This is a genomic window from Streptomyces davaonensis JCM 4913 (assembly GCF_000349325.1).
GTDB classification, from domain to species: domain Bacteria; phylum Actinomycetota; class Actinomycetes; order Streptomycetales; family Streptomycetaceae; genus Streptomyces; species Streptomyces davaonensis.
The window spans coordinates 6502323-6517042 of record NC_020504.1 but is presented as its reverse complement, the minus strand read 5'-3'; the positions used below and the strand labels follow the sequence as shown (position 1 = coordinate 6517042).

Genomic DNA, 14720 nt, shown 5'->3' with positions numbered 1-14720 from the left:
CGACGCCTCCCGGGGGGGGCGGCCACAGACGTCCCGGCCGGAGGTCATGGCGGCGCTCCTTCCGCCGGGGCCCGGACTCAGCCCACGAGCGGGGAGCGCTCCGCGTACCCGTCCGGAAGGGGGCGGGTGTCCAGGTAGAACCATTCGGCGCCGGGGCCCGGGAAGGTGTCCGGCTGCGGCAGGCTCTCGATCAAAGGCGGGGTGGGCAGTGGAGCCGTGGCCGTGGCGGTCGGCTTTCCCGGCATCAGCAACTCCACCCGCAGTCCTCGCGCCCGCTGCTGGGCCGTGAACTCCTCGACCTGGCCGCGGCAGGCGTGGTCCAGGTGGGTCACCGCGGTCAGGTCCAGGCGGATCCTCGGCTTGCCGGACTCCGCTGCCGCCTCCAGCGCCTCGATCACCTGGGGCAGCCGCAGGAAGGTGGCGTTGCCCGCCATGACGACCTTCGCGGTGTCCTCCTCCAGGTGCTGCCGGATCACGGTCTGCGACATGCGCAGCGCGGCCAGCACGATCCCGGCGAGCAGCCCGACGATCACGCCCTCCAGCAGGGCCGTCGCCACGATCACCAGCGTGGTCACCGTCATCACCGCGAACTCGCCCCGGTCCTGCCGCCACATCTTCGGGAACTCCTCGGGCGCGAACAGCTTCCAGCCGCTGTGCACGAGGACGCCGGCGAGCACCGAGATCGGGATCAGGGCGAGGACCTGGGGCAGCAGCAGCGCGAAGGCGAGCAGCCACAGGCCGTGCAGCGTACGGGAGATCCGGGTCCGCGCCCCGGCCTGGACGTTCGCCGAACTGCGGGCGACCACCGCGGTGATGGGCAGCGCGCCCAGCAGCCCCGCCAGGGTGTTGCCGGTGCCCTGGGCGATCAGCTCGGTGTTGTACTGGGTGCGCGGACCGCTGTGCATGCGGTCCACGGCGGCCGCGGTGAACAGGCTCTCCGCCGAGGCGATGACCGTGAAGGTGAGGATCGACGTGATGATCGCCGCGTCGGCGAGACCCGCGAACTCCTCGGCTCCCGGCACCTGGATGGCGGCGGTCAGATTGCCGACCTGAAGGGTCTTCACCTCCACGCCCGGCAGCGCGGCGACGGCGCAGCCGATCCCTACGGCGACCAGCGCGGCCGGGAGCTTCCCGAGCGGCCCAGGCACCTTCTTCCAGACGAAGGCCAGCACGATGGTGACGACACCGAGCCCGGCGGCGGTCAGGGCCTGCCGGTCGGCCAGCACGTCACCCAGCAGTCCGGGCAGGCCGCTCATGTTCTCGATCGGGGTGCCGGGGGCCTTGGCGTCGGTCATCGGGTAGAGCTGGCCGACCATCAGCGGCAGTCCGATGCCGGCCAGCATGCCCTGGACCACGGCGAGGGAGATCGCCTGGAACATCCGGCCGAGCCGGATCAGGCCGAGGACGATCTGGAGGATGCCGGAGAAGAACACGATCACGCCGAGCGCGCCCACTCCGTGCTCGGCGACGGTCTCCGCGACCAGCGCGGCGAGCCCCGCCGCCGGCCCGCTGACCTGGAGCGTGCTGCCCCGGATCGCGCCTACCACAAGACCGCCGACGACCCCGGAGACGATGCCCAGTTCGGCGGGGACACCGGAGGCGACAGCCACGCCGATGCAGAGCGGCAGGGCGACGAGGAAGACGACGAAGGAAGCGGTGATCTCGGTGGCGAGGCTCCCCGCCCTCCCGTCCCGGCCGGTGGACGTCGGCTGTGCCGCGGTCTTGGTCCGTGGCTCGGTCCTGGGCCGTGCGTGGCCGCGCCCGCGCGCATGCGCCCCGCTCATGCGGCGTGCACCCGGAAGCGGTCGTCGGCGTCGAGTTCATGCACCCGACCGGTGTCGACCTCGTAGTACCAGCCGTGCAACCGCAGGTCGCCCTTGGTCAGCCGGCGCCGTACCACCGGGTGGCTGCGCAGCGCGGCGAGCTGGTTGACGACGTTGCGCTGGGCCACGCCGGACAGCGACGGATCGGCGCCGCCCGTGGTGAGCACCTCCGCGAGACCCGGCCGGGCCGACTCCAGCCAGGCGTCCACGCCGGGCATGGTGGACAGGTCGTCGCCGGTGGTGAGCGCGCTCATCGCCCCGCAGTGTGAGTGACCGCACACCACGACGTCCTGAACCCCGAGCACTTCGAGTGCGTACTCGACGGTAGCGACCTCGCCGGAGGCGCCGGGGCGCCCGTACGGCGGCACGATATTGCCCGCGTTCCGTAGCTCGAATATCTCTCCGGGCCGGGCGCCGGTGATCAGGGCGGGTATGACCCGCGAGTCCGAGCAGGTAATGAAGAGCACCTCGGGATTTTGCCCGTCGGCCAGTTTCCGATATTCATCGCTCTCGAAATCGACCCGCCGCCCGAACGCGCGGGCACGGTCCAGCAACGCCTTCAACGGAGCCTCCTGTGGGGGGAGTTCGACCAGGTGACCACAGCGTAGGCAGGTGCACACCAGACAAAGGTTAAGAGAACCCCAGGGCCCGGACAGGAGGCGGACATTCTTTGCCCGAAATACGGTTCGACAACTCCGAGAAATCGCTTTCTGAGCGGCTCGTCACACCGGACCGCTTTTACGCGACGCGGCATTGAAACTACTTGTAGGTTGGCGTTGACAACTCCACGACACGTCATTCGTGTTGTCCGGATTTCACGGAGAGACAGGACGTATGGGCATACGAGTGCTGCTCATCGAGGACGACGAGACGATCGCCGAACCGCTCGCCGAAGGGCTCGGGCACTTCGGGCTGACGGTCGACCATGTCGCCACCGGCACCGAGGGCCTGAGAGGTCCCTACGGCGATGTCGTCCTGCTCGACCTGGGCCTGCCGGACATGGACGGCGTCGACGTCTGCCGGGGCATCCGGCAGGTCTCCGACGTCCCCATCGTCATCCTCAGCGCGCGCGGCGAGGAGGCCGACCGGGTGCTGGGCCTGGAGCTGGGGGCCGACGACTATCTCGCGAAGCCGTTCAGCGTACGGGAGTTGGTGGCCCGGGTCCGGGCGGTGACCCGGCGCACCCAGCGCCCCCGGGCGCCGGTGGAGGCGACGCTCACCGTGGAGGAGACGGCGCCGGGACCACCGTACGAACCGGGCCCGCTGGTGGTGGACCGCCGTACCCGTCAGGTCTGGGTCGGTGAGGTGCCGCTCGCCCTGACGCCCAAGGAGTTCGAGCTGCTCGCGCTGCTCACCGAGGACCCGGGGGCGGTGTACTCCCGGCAGCAGATCCTGGACCGGGTGTGGGACCCGCACTACGAGGGGCCGACGAAGACCCTGGACGTCCATGTCGCCGCGCTGCGGCGGAAGTTGGGGCACTCGGCGTGGATCCAGACCCTGCGCGGAGTGGGGTTCCGGCTGGCGGTGCAGACGGATCCGGGGCCGCCGCAGCAGGTGGACTTCCCGTGACCCGTCGCCTCCTGGCCAGCTATCTCTGTCTGACCGCCCTGGTGCTGCTCTGCCTGGAGATCCCACTCGGCTTCCGCTACGCGGCCGACGAACGGGACCGGGCGGCCGACGCGGCGCGGGACGAGGCCGAGTCGGCGGCGGCGTACACCGCGCTGTCCCTGGCCACCGGCCGGGCCGGACTCGACCTGACGGAACGTGCGGTCCACTGCGCCGAACGCGTCGGCGGGAAGGTGGTGATCGTCGACGGCTCGGGCGGGGTGCTCGCCGCCTCGCACCCGGTGTCCCGCCGGGCGGCCCGCGCCCTGCCCGCGCGCCCCGGGATCGCCGCGGCGCTGAAGGGCTCGGCCGCGATGGACGTCCGCACGGCCGTGTTCGGCGGGGCGGAGCACCTGTCCGTCACCGCGCCGGTCGTCAGGGGAGCCGAGGAGGCCCGGGGCGCCGTCTGGCTCATCGTGCCCACGCAGACGGCGCGGGACCGGATCGGCCGCGCCTGGCTGCTGCTCGGCGCGGGCGGGCTCGGGGTGCTCACCGCGGTCTCCGTCATCGGCCTCGGCCTCGCCCGCTGGGCCGGCCGCCCCATCCGGGAACTGGAGCGCGCCACCCACGCGTTGGCGGACGGCGACGCGACCGCCCCGGTGCCGGTCACCAAGGGTCCGCCGGAAGTCCGCAGGCTGGCGGCCGCGTTCAACCGTACGGCGGCCCGGCTCGCCCATCTGCTCGCCTCCCAGCACGCGTTCGCGGGCGAGGCCTCGCACCAGCTGAAGACGCCGCTCGCGGCGCTGCGGCTGCGCCTGGAGAACCTGGAGCCCGATGTGTGCGGGCCCGGCCGGGGCAGTCTCGCAGCCGCCGTGACCGAGACCGACCGGCTCGCCAGGATGGTCGAGGGCCTGCTGGCGATGGCCCGCCTGGAGGAGGACGCGGCCACCCCGGGCCCGGTCGACGTGGGCGCCGTCTGCGTCGAACGGCACCGGACCTGGCTGCCGTTGTTCGAACGGGAGGGCGTCGCGCTGGTGCTGTTCGCCGGGAGCGTGGGCCCGGTGCTCGCGGTGCCGGGCGCGGTCGAGCAGATCCTGGACAACCTGCTCTCCAACGCCCTGCGGGCCTCCCCGTCCGGCAGCACCGTGACCATCGAACTGCGGCTGCTGGTCCCCGCCAAGCGCGCGCTGCGCGACGCCCGCCCGTGCTGGGTGGACCTGCATGTCACCGACGAGGGCCCCGGCATGACCCCGGAGCAGCGGCAACGCGCCTTCGACCGCTTCTGGCGCGCGCCGGGTGCCCCCAAGGGCGGTACAGGGCTCGGCCTTTCCCTCGTCCAACGCCTCTCGGTCGCGAGCGGTGGTGCGGCGAGCCTGCACGCGGCGGCGACCGGCGGGCTCGACGCGGTCGTACGCCTGCCGTCGGCGGAACTCCCGACCGGCACCAACGCGATCGGCAGGCAGGGCACGCGCCGCCGTGAGGCTCCGCCGCTCCCCGCATGAGTGATGCGCCCAAGGCGCGTACACCCCCGTCACAACCTGTCCATGACTCGTCAACCCAGTGCCACCGGGCGCGGTAACCCCGGAGTCCTAGCCTCCGTGTCCGCACGACCCCGTCGCCGACCGGTGGCGGGGCGGTCTCCACCCTTGGAGCGAGAGTGGAACGTCGTACTGTCCTGCGTGCGGCCGTCCTCGGCGGGTCCTCCGCCGTCCTCGGCGGAACCCTGTGGCGCGGCGCCGCGTACGCCGCGCCCGCCCAGCCCGGCACGGGCCCGTACGGGGCGCTCGGTTCGCCGGACGCCAATGGCATCAGACTGCCCAGCGGCTTCACCAGCCGGGTGATCGCCCGGTCCGGGCAGACGGTCTCCGGAACGTCGTACACCTGGCACAACGCCCCTGACGGCGGCGCCTGTTACGCCGACGGCAGCGGCTGGATCTACGTCTCCAACTCGGAGATCAACCCCTCCGGCGGCGCGAGCGCGGTGAAGTTCAACTCGTCCGGCACGATCACGGGCGCGTACCGCATCCTCTCCTCCACCCGGCAGAACTGCGCGGGCGGCAAAACGCCGTGGAACACCTGGCTGTCCTGCGAGGAGGTGTCCCTCGGCTATGTCTACGAGACGGACCCGTGGGGCGTGAACGCGGCCGTGCGGCGTGCCGCGATGGGCCGCTTCAAGCACGAGGCGGCTGCCGCCGACCCGGTGCGCCAGGTGATCTACCTGACCGAGGACGAGTCCAACGGCCGCTTCTACCGCTTCGTGCCGACCACTTGGGGCAACCTCTCCTCCGGCACGCTCCAGGTCATGGTCGCGGGCTCCGGCACCTCCGGCTCCTTCACCTGGGCCAACGTCCCCGACCCGGACGGCTCCCCGACCTCCACCCGCACCCAGGTCTCCGGCGCGAAGTCCTTCAACGGCGGCGAGGGCTGCCACTACGCCGACGACACTGTGTGGTTCACCACGAAGGGCGACAACCGGGTCTGGCAGGTCAACCTGACCAACAACACCTACGAGTTGGCGTACGACGACTCCCTGGTGACCGGCGGTTCGGCGCCCCTCACCGGCGTGGACAACATCACCGGCGCCGCCTCCGGCGACCTCTTCGTCGCCGAGGACGGCGGCAACATGGAGATCTGCGTCATCACCCCGGACGACGTCATCGCCCCGTTCCTGCGCATCGACGGCCAGTCCGGCTCGGAAATCACGGGCCCGGCCTTCTCCCCCGACGGCACCCGCCTGTACTTCAGCAGCCAGCGCGGCACGAGCGGCAGTTCGTCGGGCGGCATCACGTATGAGGTGAGGGGCCCGTTCCGGGCGTGACTCCCCCTCTTCGACAGCAACTTCGGTAGCGGAGAGCTACCGTCCGGTCACGTCACGCTTGCATCACAGGTCCGCTTAACCGCCGCGTCCCCACGGGCCCCTCAATACCGTCAACACCTCAAATCCTTTGGGGGGTTAACACATGAGGCATGTCCGTACATCCACCGCTCTGGCCGCGCTCGCGCTGGCCCTGGCTCCCGGCGTCGCCCAGGCCCACGAGGGCGATCACCCGTTCGCGACCTGCTCCGAGGCGTATGCCAACGGGTACGCGAACATCGCCGAGGGGGACGAGCACTACGGCAGTCATCTGGACCGCGACCAGGACGGCATCGGCTGCGACCAGCCGCCGGCCGACTTCGAACCGGTGGCGGACGGCGCGGGCGCCGAGAACACCGCCGATGACAGCACCGACGACAGCACCGACCTCGCCGCCACCGGCGGCAACGGCGCCACCCCCTATCTCGCGGGCGGTGGCGCCGTGGTGCTGCTCGCCGGAGGCGGCGTCCTGCTGGCCGTACGACGGCGCCGTGCCGACGTGCGATAGCACAACGCCGAGGGGCGGCATCCCCGCACGGGTGCCGCCCCTCTTCTGGCGATCCGGAGCCGCCGTGGATCGGTGCTGAGGGTCGGGGACCCACAGCGGCTCCGGAGTCGGTGAGGTCAGCGGTGGTCGCTGCCCTCGGACTGGGAGGCCGCGCGACCGGCTTCGAGCCGCGCGACCGGGATGCGGAACGGGGAGCAGGAGACGTAGTCCAGACCCACCTCGTGGAAGAAGTGGACCGACTCCGGGTCGCCGCCGTGTTCGCCGCAGACGCCGAGCTTGAGGTCGGGGCGGGTCTCGCGGCCCGCCTTCGCCGCGGCCTTGACCAGCGAGCCCACGCCGTCCTTGTCGATCGTCTCGAAGGGGCTGACGCCGAAGATGCCCTTCTCCAGGTAGGCCGTGAAGAACGAGGCCTCCACGTCGTCCCGGCTGAAGCCCCACACCGTCTGGGTGAGGTCGTTCGTGCCGAAGGAGAAGAACTCCGCCGCCTCCGCGATCTGACCGGCGGTCAGCGCGGCGCGCGGGAGTTCGATCATCGTGCCGATCGACAGCTTCAGCGAGGTACCCGTCGCCGCCTCGACCTCCGCGATCACCGCGTCGGCCTCCTCGCGGACGATCTCCAGCTCCTGGACCGTGCCGACGAGCGGGATCATGATCTCGGCGCGCGGGTCGCCCTTGGCGTTCTTGCGCTCGGCGGCCGCCTCCGCGATGGCCCGGACCTGCATCGTGAACAGGCCGGGGATGACCAGGCCCAGGCGTACGCCGCGCAGACCCAGCATCGGGTTCTGCTCGTGCAGCCGGTGCACGGCCTGGAGCAGCCGCAGCTCGTTCTCGTGCGGGTCCTTGCGGGCCTCGGCCAGCGCCACGCGTACCGACAGCTCGGTGATGTCGGGCAGGAACTCGTGCAGCGGCGGGTCGAGGAGCCGTACCGTCACCGGCAGGCCGTCCATCGCGGAGAACAGCTCCACGAAGTCCTGCTTCTGGAGCGGGAGCAGCGCCTTCAGCGACTCCTCGCGCTCGTCCTCGGTGTCGGCCAGGATCAGCCGCTCGACCAGCTCGCGCCGGTCGCCGAGGAACATGTGCTCCGTACGGCACAGGCCGATGCCCTGGGCGCCGAAGCGACGGGCGCGCATCGCGTCCTCGGCGTTGTCCGCGTTGGCGCGGACCCGCAGCCGGCGCTTGCGGTCGGCGAACGCCATGATGCGGTGCACCGCCTCGACCAGCTCGTCGGCGTCCTGCGCACCGGCGTGCATGCGGCCCTCGAAGTACTCCACGACGGGAGACGGGACGACCGGGACCTCGCCCAGGTAGACCTTGCCGGAGGAGCCGTCGATGGAGATGACGTCGCCCTCTTCGACCACGTGTCCGCCGGGGACCGTCATACGGCGACGCTTGGTGTCGACCTCCAGCTCCTCCGCGCCGCACACACAGGTCTTGCCCATGCCGCGCGCGACCACGGCCGCGTGGGAGGTCTTGCCGCCGCGCGAGGTCAGGATGCCCTCGGCCGCGATCATGCCGTCGAGGTCGTCGGGGTTGGTCTCCCGGCGGACCAGGATGACCTTCTCGCCCGAGCGCGACCACTTCACCGCGGTGTAGGAGTCGAAGACCGCCTTGCCGACCGCCGCACCGGGCGACGCCGCGATGCCCCGGCCGACCTGCTCGACCTTCGCCTCTTCGTCGAACTTCGGGAACATCAGCTGCGCGAGCTGGGCGCCGGTGACGCGCTGGAGCGCCTCCGCCTCGTCGATCAGGCCCTGGTCCACGAGCTGCGTGGCGATCCGGAAGGCCGCGCCCGCCGTACGCTTGCCGACACGCGTCTGGAGCATCCAGAGCTGGCCGCGCTCGATGGTGAACTCGATGTCGCAGAGATCCTTGTAGTGGTTCTCCAGCGTCGCCATGATCTGCATCAGCTGGTCGTACGACTTCTTGTCGATCGACTCCAGCTCCGCGAGCGGGACCGTGTTGCGGATGCCCGCCACCACGTCCTCGCCCTGGGCGTTCTGGAGGTAGTCGCCGTAGACGCCCTGGTGGCCGGAGGCGGGGTCACGGGTGAAGGCGACGCCGGTGCCGGAGTCCGGGCCCAGGTTGCCGAAGACCATCGAGCAGACGTTGACGGCGGTGCCCAGGTCGCCGGGGATGCGCTCCTGGCGGCGGTAGAGCTTGGCGCGGTCGGTGTTCCACGAGTTGAAGACCGCCTCGATGGCGAGGTCCATCTGCTCGCGCGGGTCCTGCGGGAAGTCCCGGCCGGCCTCGGTCTTGACGATCTTCTTGAACTTGGTGACGAGCTTCTTGAGGTCGGCCGCCTCCAGCTCGGTGTCGACCGTGACCTTCTTGGCCGCCTTCGCCGCGTCCAGCGCGTCCTCGAAGAGCTCGCCGTCGACGCCGAGGACCGTCTTGCCGAACATCTGGATGAGACGGCGGTAGGAGTCCCAGGCGAAGCGGTCGTCGCCGGCCTGCTTGGCGAGGCCCTGCACCGACTTGTCGGAGAGGCCGATGTTGAGGACCGTGTCCATCATGCCGGGCATGGAGAACTTGGCACCGGAGCGGACCGACACAAGGAGGGGGTTGTCGGCCTGGCCGAGCTTCTTGCCCATCCGGGTCTCAAGGGCGTCGAGGTGCGCACTCACCTCGTCACGCAGTGCCGCCGGCTCCGCGCCGCTGTCCAGGTAGACCTTGCAGGCCTCGGTGGTGATGGTGAAGCCGGGAGGTACCGGGAGGCCCAGGTTGGTCATCTCGGCGAGGTTCGCACCCTTACCGCCCAGAAGGTCCTTGAGCTCCTTGTTGCCCTCGGTGAAGTCGTAAACGAACTTTTTGTTTTCCGACACGGGTCCCAACTCCTCGAGGACTCGGTGGCTGCCCTGACGGCGAGGAACATACCCAGATCGAAGGCGCCTGGGTACGTCCACTTGTGCGTCATGCGCCTGTAACCAGTCGTCAGCCAGGGGATTGAAAGTCAAAGCTTGGCAAGGAAGCGCGCCGTCATGTGTTCACCTCTTGAACGAATACACTCCCATGGACCGCTGATTCCGCTCATATGAGCGTGTATCCACACGTCTGATTTCGATCGATGAACGATCAAGGGGTGGCACCGAGTGCCACCCCTTGGAGAAGTGCAGTAGCTCAAGATTCGCTCATCTGAGCGCAACCCTTATCAAGGGTGGCGAGAATCACGCTGTCACAGGCGCCGGGATTTCACCATGCGGACGTGATTTGGGACGGAAACACGACAGTCACACGCCGAGCGCGCGGAGCCGCTCCTCGACCCGCTCGGGCGCGTACAGGTACTCCACGACCAGCGCACCCGCCCCGACCAGCCCGGCCCGCTCCCCGAGCCGCGAGGTGACGATCTCCAGATGAGCGGTGGAGCGCGGTAGCGCCCGCTGGTAGAGCAACTCTCGTACGCCGGTCAGGAACGGCGTCCCGGCCAGGTCGCCCGCGATCATCAGCACCCCGGGGTTCAGCAGGGTCACCACAGTCGCGAGGACATCCCCGACCTGCCGGCCCGCCTCCCGCGCCAGCCCGACCGCCTCCGGATGCCCGGCCGCCAGCAGCTCCCGCACATCCGAGCCGGAGGCCGCCCGCACCCCGGCCTCGGCCAGCCGCCGGGCGACGGCGCCGCCGCTGGCGACGGCGGCGAGACAGCCGTAGGACCCGCAGCGGCACAGGGCGTCGGCGCCCACCCGGATATGGCCGATGTCCCCGGCGCCGCCGTCGACGCCCCGGAAGACCGAGCCGTCGACCACGACGCCCGCGCCGATGCCGGTGGAGACCTTGACCAGGACGAACGCGGAGCAGTCGGGGTAACCGACGCGCTGTTCGCCGTACGCCATGAGGTTGGCGTCGTTGTCCACCAGGACCGGCACCCGGGGGGCGCCGGTGTGCTCGGTGAGGGCCCGGGCGAGGCGGCCCCGGATGTCGTAGCCGTCCCAGCCGGGCATGATCGGCGGCTGGACGACCCGGCCGGTCTCGCTGTCGACCGGCCCCGGGACGGCGACGCCGATGCCGCAGACCTCGTCCGCGTGGTGTCCGGCCTTCTCCAGCAGCTCGGCGAACCAGCGGCCCAGCTCTCCGAGGACCGCTTCCGGACCGTCCTCGACGATCAGCGTGCCGCCGTGCTCGGCGAGGATCTCGCCGGTCAGCGACAGGACGGCGGCGCGGGCGTGCCGGGTGTCGAGGTCGGCGGCGAGGACGACGGCGTGCGCGTCGTCGAATTCCAGGGTGATGGAGGGGCGTCCGCCCAGCGGGGAGTCGACCGGGCCGCCGGCGCCCTCGCGCAGCCAGCCCGCGCGAAAGAGCCGGTCCAGGCGCTGGCCGACGGTGGCCCGGGAGAGCCCGGTCACCTGCTGGAGGGCACCGCGCGTCGTGGCCCGGCCGCTGCGGACCAGTTCGAGCAGATCGCCGGCGCTGACCTGACCTCGACTCGTCATGCGCACCCCCTTGTGTTTCTCAAGTTTGCCTTACATATTGAGTTTTGCGTGTTAAATAGACGTAACCCCACTGCGGCTACCGCTGAACCGATCAGGCCAGTCATCTCCCGGGGAGTCCCGCGTGGATCGCACCGCCCAGCTCGTCGCCCGCCCAGCGGAGCGGACCATTGCATACGATCCGGCCGACCGGACATCGTCCCTGCACACCAGGGCCGCCCGGGTCCTGGAGTCCAACTGGACGGGCTCCTCCACGGTCCCCTCGCGCGGCCTGTATCCGCACCAGTGGTCCTGGGACTCGGCGTTCATCGCGATCGGACTACGGCACCTGTCGCCGTTACGGGCCCAGACGGAGCTGGAGACGCTGCTGACCGCCCAATGGGGCGACGGACGCATTCCGCACATCGTCTTCAACCCCTCCGTCCCGCTGGACGCGTACTTCCCGAGCCCCGACTTCTGGCGCTCCTCGACCGCGGGGCGCGCTGCGGGCGCCCCGCGCACCGTACAGACGTCCGGCATCGTGCAGCCACCGGTGCACGCGCTGGCCGCCTGGCTGGTGCACCGCGCGGACCCCGGGCTCTCCCGCGGGCGCGGCTTCCTGGCCCGGATCTACCCGAAACTGGCGGCCTGGCACCGCTATCTGCTGCACCGGCGGGACCTGGGCGGCGGCGGTCTGGCCTCGGTCGTCCACCCATGGGAGCAGGGCATGGACAACAGCCCCTGCTGGGACGCCCCGCTGGCCCGCGTCCTGCCCGCCCCGGCCCGCTCCTTCCGCCGCGCCGACCTCGACCACGGCGCCCCCGAGGACCGGCCGACGGATCTGGACTACGGGCGGTACGTGCGGCTGGCGACGGACTACCGGGACGCGGGGTACGCCGACGGCGTGGGCGGCGTCGGCGCCGTGGGCGAGGTCGGCGGCGGGCGGCGGGCGGGCGCCTTCGCGGTGGAGGACCCGGCGTTCAACGCCCTGCTCATCGCCTCCGAGCACGCCCTGGCGAGGATCGCCTGTGAGCTGGGCGCGACCGGCACCGCCCGCCATGCGCGTGCCGAGCGGCTGACGACGGCGTTGCTGGACCGGCTGTGGGATCCGGGGCGGGGGATGTTCTTCTGCCGGGATGTGCGCGGCGGCGACCTGATCCCGGAGCGCGGAGTATCCGGCCTGATCCCGCTCCTCCTGCCCACACTGCCCCGGGATGTCACCGCCGCCCTCGTCCGCACCGCGCGCGGACCGCACTTCTCGCTCGGCGACACCACCCGCCTGGTCCCGAGCTACGACCTGCTCGGCGAGGCCTTCGACCCGCAGCGCTACTGGCGCGGCCCCGCCTGGTTCAACACCGCCTGGCTGCTGGAGCGCGGTCTGCGCACCCACGGCGAGCGGGAGTTGGCGGGCGAACTACGCAGCTCGGTACTGGAGTTGGCCGAGTCGTCGGGATTCGCCGAGTACGTCGACCCGTACACGGGTGCGGCCTGCGGCACGACCGACTTCAGCTGGACGGCCGCGCTGGCGCTCGACCTGCTGCACGACGAGCCCGCGAGGGACACGTACGGCGTCAAAGAAGCCATGGAAATCAAGGAAATCAACAACATCAAGGGAGGGGACCGGGGATGACGGACCGCCATCATCTGCTTGTGCACGGAGAGACGTTCGCCGCCGTGGGCGACGGCGGGGACATCAGCGGTGTCCGGGGCGCCGGCAGCTCCCCGGACGGCCTGTTCACACGAGACGCCCGCCATCTGAGCCGATGGCAGCTGACACTGGACGGCGCGGTGCCGGAGACCCTGTCCCCCGTGGCCGACGGGGACACGGCCCGCTGTGTCCTGGTCCCCCGGGGCGGCCGCCAGGAGCCACCGGCGCACACGCTGTTCCGCGAACAGGCGGTGGGAGACGGCTCGTTCGTCGAGTCCCTGCGGGTGACCAGCAACCGCCCGACCGCCACCACGGTCCGCCTGGCCATCACGGCGGACGCCGACTTCACGGACCAGTTCGAACTCCGCTCCGACCACCGCACCTACGCCAAGTCGGGCGCCGTCCGCTCCCGCCAAGCCCTGGACCACGGCGTGGAGTTCACCTATCAACGGGGCGAATGGCGTTCGTGCACGACGGTGACGGCCGAGCCGGCGCCGGACGCGGTGGAGGAGACCGGCACCGGCGCCAGGCGCCTCGTATGGACCCTGGAACTGCCCCCGCACGGCACGGCGGAGCTGGCCTTACGAGTGATGGCCCGCCCCCACGGCGACAAACGAGCCCTGCGGGTCCCCCGCTCCCCAGCCGCCCTGAACGAGCAACTACTTGCCTTGGAAGGCGAGTTCGTGGAGGGAATCTCCTTCCCGACGGGCTGGCCGGAACTGGCCGCGGCCTGCGCCCGGGGCCTGGCGGACCTGGCCTCGCTCCAGATCCCGGCGACGGGCCTGGACGGCGAGGAGGTCCGCGTCCCCGCCGCGGGAGCACCGTGGTTCCTCACCCTCCTCGGCCGAGACGCCCTGCTCACCTCCCTCTTCGCCCTCCCCTACCGCCCCGGCCTGGCGGCGGCCACCCTCCCCGCGCTGGCCGCGACCCAGGCCACGGAGACCGGCGCGGCCGCGGTGGCCCAGCCCGGCAAGATCGTGCACGAGGTGCGGCACGGCGAGCTGGCCCACTTCGGTCAGGTGCCGTACGGCCGCTACTACGGCTCGGTCGACGCGACACCGCTGTTCCTGGTCCTGCTGGGCGCATACGTGGATCAGACCGGCGACATGGAGCTCGCCCGCCGCCTGGAACGGCACGCCCGAGCGGCCGTCGCCTGGATGCTGGACCACGGCGGCCTGACCTCCCGCGGCTACCTGGTCTACCGAGCCGACCGAGGCGGCCTCGCCAACCAGAACTGGAAGGACTCCCCCGGCGCGATCTGCTGGTCCGACGGCACCCGCGCGAGCGGCCCGGTGATGGCGGCGGGCGCGCAGGGCTACGCGTACGACGCCCTGCGCCGCACGGCATGGCTGTCGCGCACGGTATGGGAGGACGAGACATACGCGGCACTCCTCGAACAGGCGGCGGGCGACCTACGAGACCGTTTCCAACGGGACTTCTGGATGCCGGAGCGCTCCTTCCCCGCGCTGGCGCTGGACGGCGAGGGCCGCCAGGTGGACGCGCTGGCGTCCGACGCGGGCCACCTGCTCTGGTCCGGCCTGCTGGACAAGGAGTACGGCGAGCAGGTGGGCCGCCGCCTCCTGGAACCGGACTTCTTCTCGGGCTGGGGAGTGCGAACCCTGGCCGCCGGCCAACCGGCGTACCACCCCCTCTCCTACCACCGCGGCTCGGTCTGGCCGCACGACAACGCCCTGATCACCCTGGGCCTGGCCCGCTACGGCCTGCACGACGAGGCCCGCACGGTGGCCCACGCCCTGGTGGACGCGGCAACGACAACAGGCCACCGCCTCCCGGAGGTCCTGGCGGGCTACGGCCGCGAATCCCACCCCGAACCGGTCCCCTACCCCCACGCCTGCATCCGCGAGTCCCGCTCGGCAACGGCCCCGCTGGCACTGCTGACGGCTGTGGGCGGGGCGTGAAGGTCCGGTTGGCCGGACGTTTG

The 14720-nt window shown here is 71.2% G+C and carries 10 protein-coding genes; 6 read left to right on the top strand and 4 right to left on the bottom strand.

Annotated features, from left to right (window positions below; translation table 11 throughout):
- Positions 1-77 precede the first annotated feature (77 nt).
- The gene (locus BN159_RS28880; protein ID WP_015660549.1) at positions 78-1784 is read right to left on the bottom strand and encodes a SulP family inorganic anion transporter; all 1707 of its coding nucleotides are present in this window, start codon (positions 1782-1784) and stop codon (positions 78-80) included.
- Positions 1781-2386 (bottom strand): carbonic anhydrase, encoded by a 606-nt coding sequence (locus tag BN159_RS28875; protein ID WP_015660548.1) that lies wholly within the window; start codon positions 2384-2386, stop codon positions 1781-1783. Before BN159_RS28875 ends, BN159_RS28880 begins: the two co-directional genes overlap by 4 nt.
- A 271-nt stretch (positions 2387-2657) precedes the next feature.
- Here BN159_RS28875 and BN159_RS28870 point away from each other — a divergent pair, with 271 nt between their 5' ends.
- From BN159_RS28870 to BN159_RS28855, 4 genes are all read left to right on the top strand, one after another.
- A complete protein-coding gene (locus BN159_RS28870; RefSeq protein ID WP_015660547.1) occupies positions 2658-3392 on the top strand; it encodes a response regulator transcription factor in 735 nt (244 codons plus the stop codon).
- On the top strand, positions 3389-4870 hold the full coding sequence (locus tag BN159_RS28865; protein WP_015660546.1) for a sensor histidine kinase: 1482 nt from the start codon (positions 3389-3391) through the stop codon (positions 4868-4870). The genes BN159_RS28870 and BN159_RS28865 overlap by 4 nt, the downstream gene beginning before the upstream one ends.
- A gap of 155 nt (positions 4871-5025) precedes the next feature.
- Positions 5026-6186 (top strand): alkaline phosphatase PhoX, encoded by a 1161-nt coding sequence (locus tag BN159_RS28860; RefSeq protein WP_015660545.1) that lies wholly within the window; start codon positions 5026-5028, stop codon positions 6184-6186.
- A gap of 142 nt (positions 6187-6328) precedes the next feature.
- A complete protein-coding gene (locus BN159_RS28855) occupies positions 6329-6730 on the top strand; it encodes an excalibur calcium-binding domain-containing protein (RefSeq protein WP_015660544.1) in 402 nt (133 codons plus the stop codon).
- A gap of 116 nt (positions 6731-6846) precedes the next feature.
- Here the strand turns inward: BN159_RS28855 and ppdK are convergent, their stop codons facing one another.
- Positions 6847-9561 carry a pyruvate, phosphate dikinase gene (gene ppdK, locus BN159_RS28850; RefSeq protein WP_086016467.1) on the bottom strand — a complete coding sequence of 905 codons (2715 nt, stop codon included), beginning with the start codon at positions 9559-9561 and terminating at the stop codon, positions 6847-6849.
- Between the two features lie 396 nt (positions 9562-9957).
- Positions 9958-11154 (bottom strand): ROK family protein, encoded by a 1197-nt coding sequence (locus BN159_RS28845; protein ID WP_015660542.1) that lies wholly within the window; start codon positions 11152-11154, stop codon positions 9958-9960.
- 121 nt (positions 11155-11275) lie between these two features.
- On the opposite strand from BN159_RS28845, the gene BN159_RS28840 reads away from it, so the two are divergent.
- Both BN159_RS28840 and BN159_RS28835 read left to right on the top strand, forming a co-directional pair.
- Positions 11276-12760 carry an MGH1-like glycoside hydrolase domain-containing protein gene (locus BN159_RS28840; protein ID WP_015660541.1) on the top strand — a complete coding sequence of 495 codons (1485 nt, stop codon included), beginning with the start codon at positions 11276-11278 and terminating at the stop codon, positions 12758-12760.
- A complete protein-coding gene (locus tag BN159_RS28835) occupies positions 12757-14697 on the top strand; it encodes an amylo-alpha-1,6-glucosidase (RefSeq protein WP_015660540.1) in 1941 nt (646 codons plus the stop codon). The genes BN159_RS28840 and BN159_RS28835 overlap by 4 nt, the downstream gene beginning before the upstream one ends.
- Positions 14698-14720 lie beyond the last annotated feature (23 nt).